The 2490-nt window shown below is 76.4% G+C and carries 3 protein-coding genes; 1 reads left to right on the forward strand and 2 read right to left on the reverse strand.

What is annotated here, in order from left to right:
• The coding region (locus AOK09_RS35910; protein ID WP_157876182.1) for an aldehyde dehydrogenase family protein at positions 1-709 on the forward strand (709 nt) is incomplete at its 5' end.
• A gap of 154 nt (positions 710-863) precedes the next feature.
• On the opposite strand, the gene AOK09_RS35915 is transcribed toward AOK09_RS35910, so the two are convergent.
• Together AOK09_RS35915 and AOK09_RS35920 are read right to left on the reverse strand one after the other, a co-directional pair.
• Positions 864-1550: a DedA family protein gene (locus tag AOK09_RS35915; RefSeq protein WP_245687639.1), complete on the reverse strand. Its 687-nt coding sequence runs from the start codon at positions 1548-1550 to the stop codon at positions 864-866.
• Positions 1547-2347 carry an MBL fold metallo-hydrolase gene (locus AOK09_RS35920; protein ID WP_055591369.1) on the reverse strand — a complete coding sequence of 267 codons (801 nt, stop codon included), beginning with the start codon at positions 2345-2347 and terminating at the stop codon, positions 1547-1549. The genes AOK09_RS35915 and AOK09_RS35920 overlap by 4 nt, the downstream gene beginning before the upstream one ends.
• Between the last annotated feature and the right edge of the window lie 143 nt (positions 2348-2490).

The following is a 2490-nucleotide window of genomic DNA, read 5'->3' on the forward strand; positions in this document are numbered from 1 at the left end:
CACCCTGGAGCTGGGCGGCAACGCCGCAGCGGTCGTCCTCGCCGACTGGGCGAGCGAGGAGGACCTGGAGTGGGCCGCTTCGCGGATCGCGACCTTCGCCAACTACCAGGGCGGCCAGTCCTGCATCTCGGTGCAGCGCGTCATCGCCGACGCCGCGGTCTACGACCGGCTGGCGGAGAAGGTCGTCGCCAAGGTGCAGGAGCAGGTCACCGGTGACCCCTCCGACGAGTCGGTGGACGTGGGCCCGCTGGTGAGCGAGGCCGCGGCCGAGCGGGTCGAGGCCTGGGTGGACGAGGCCGTGGCCGCCGGCGCGAAGCTGCTGGCCGGCGGCAAGCGGGAGGGCGCCACCTATGCGCCGACCGTGCTGGCCGAGGTGCCCGCCGGTGTGACCCTGGCCTGCGAGGAGGTCTTCGGCCCGGTGCTGAGCCTGCACCGGGTCTCGGGCGCCGACGAGGCGTTCGCGCTGGTCAACGACTCTCCCTACGGGCTGCAGGCGGGTGTCTTCACCCATGACCTGCAGACCGCGTTCCGGGCTCACCGGGAGCTGGAGGTGGGCGGTGTGATCGTGGGCGACGTGCCGTCCTACCGTGCCGACCAGATGCCGTACGGCGGCGCCAAGCAGTCCGGTGTGGGACGCGAGGGCGTCAAGTACGCCATGGACGACTACACCTACGAGCGGGTGCTGGTGCTCACCGGCCTGGCGCTGTGACGCGGTAGCGGCACCCGTACGCCACACGGCTCAGGGGCGCCGGAACCGGCGGGACCACCACCACGGTGCGGGTCCCCGCCGGGTTCGGCGCCCCTGAGCCGTACCCGTCCGGCCACGGAGCCCGGCGCCGCTCGGCGGCAGAGCCCGGCGCCGGTCAGTGCGCGCGTTCCTCGGCGGGTACGGCCCGCTGCTCCCCGCTCCGCCGCCGGCTCTGCTCGCGGCCGCGCAGCCGGCGTCCCAGGCCCGGCGCCGCGGCCACCAGCAGCACCAGCACCACGGCCGCGGCCACGCCCTGCCACGGGCGGGGGAAGACGGCGCCGCCGATGATGCCGACCGCCTGGTAGCACAGGGCCCAGGCGACCGCCGCGAACACGTCGGCGCGCAGGAACCGCCGCACCGGCCACCCGGAGACCAGGCAGGCCGCCATCACCGGGATGCGGCCCGCCGGGATCAGCCTGGAGAGCACCAGCACGGCGCGGTCGTGCGCGGCCAGCCGGTCCTGTGCGGCGCGCATCCGGGGGCTGTCCATGTGGGCCCGCAGCTGCCGGGTCCACCGGCCGCCGGCGTGTGCGGCCAGCCAGTACAGCAGGACGTCCCCGGCCCAGGCGGCCACCGAGGCGACCGCCAGCAGCAGCGGCAGGTCCAGGGCGGGCCAGCGGGAGTGCCAGGCCACCACGCCGGCCGCGCTGACCAGCGCGCCCGTGGGCAGCACGGGCAGCACCGAGCCCACCACGATCAGTACGAAGAGCGTCGGGTACCCGGCGGTCTGCGAGGCGGTGGCCGCGTCGAACGTGCCGGTGGCCGCCGCGGCGGCCGAAGCGGTCCACAGGGGGTGGTTCACCGGCGGCCGCCCTCGGCGCCGCTGGGGATGGTGCCGTCGGTGAGTTCCACGCTGCCGCCGGGCTCCAGGACATGGACGGTGGTCTGCGGCGCCAGCCCGGCCGCTCGCCGGGCGAAGTCGTCCCCCGGCGCATGGAACCAGGCCCCGGGGCGGAGGCCGAGCCCCACCGGACAGAAGGTGCCGAAGTGCACCGGGACCGCGGTGCGCGGTGCCAGCAGCCGGACCGCCTCCGCGGCGCGTGCCGGGTCCAGGTGGCCCGGACCCAGTCCGGGCCCCCAGCCGCCGACGGGCAGCAGCGCGTGGTCGCAGGGGCCCACCGCGTCGACCAGGCCGGGGTAGAAGTCGGTGTCGCCCGCGAAGTAGGTGGCGGCCGCGCCGTGGATCACGAATCCGAGCGGCTCCACCCGCTGCGGGCCCATCGGCAGCCGCCGTCCGTCGTGGCGGGCCGGGACCGCCCGGACGGTGACCGCGCCGACCGCTGTCTCCTCCCCGGCCCCGACCTCCAGCAGGTGCAGATGGGAGAGGCGGCGCAGCGCGGGCACCGCCCCTGTCGCGCCGCGCGGCAGCAGTACGGGGGTGCCGGGCGGCAGGACGCGGAGCGACGGCAGATGCAGGTGGTCGGCATGCAGATGGGAGACCACGGCGGCGTCGGCGCGCCGCGCGGCGGCTCCGGGCAGCGGGCCGCGGCGGCGGCGCAGGTGGGCCAGCCGGGAGGTGAGCAGCGGGTCGGTGAGGATGCTGACCCCGGAGTCCCGCACGGTCGCGGTCGCATGGCCCCACCAGGTGATGACCGCCACGTCGGGGCCGCCTCTCGGTTCGTCTCCTGAGGGCCTGCCGCCCCTGCTCCGAACAGGTTACGTCCGGTGATCCCCGGCCCTGCACCCGTGCACGTGGTCCGCGCGCGTGTCACCGGGCCGCGGGGGGCGGGGCCCATCGGGCG

It is taken from the genome of Peterkaempfera griseoplana, assembly GCF_001418575.1.
Taxonomy (GTDB): domain Bacteria; phylum Actinomycetota; class Actinomycetes; order Streptomycetales; family Streptomycetaceae; genus Peterkaempfera; species Peterkaempfera griseoplana.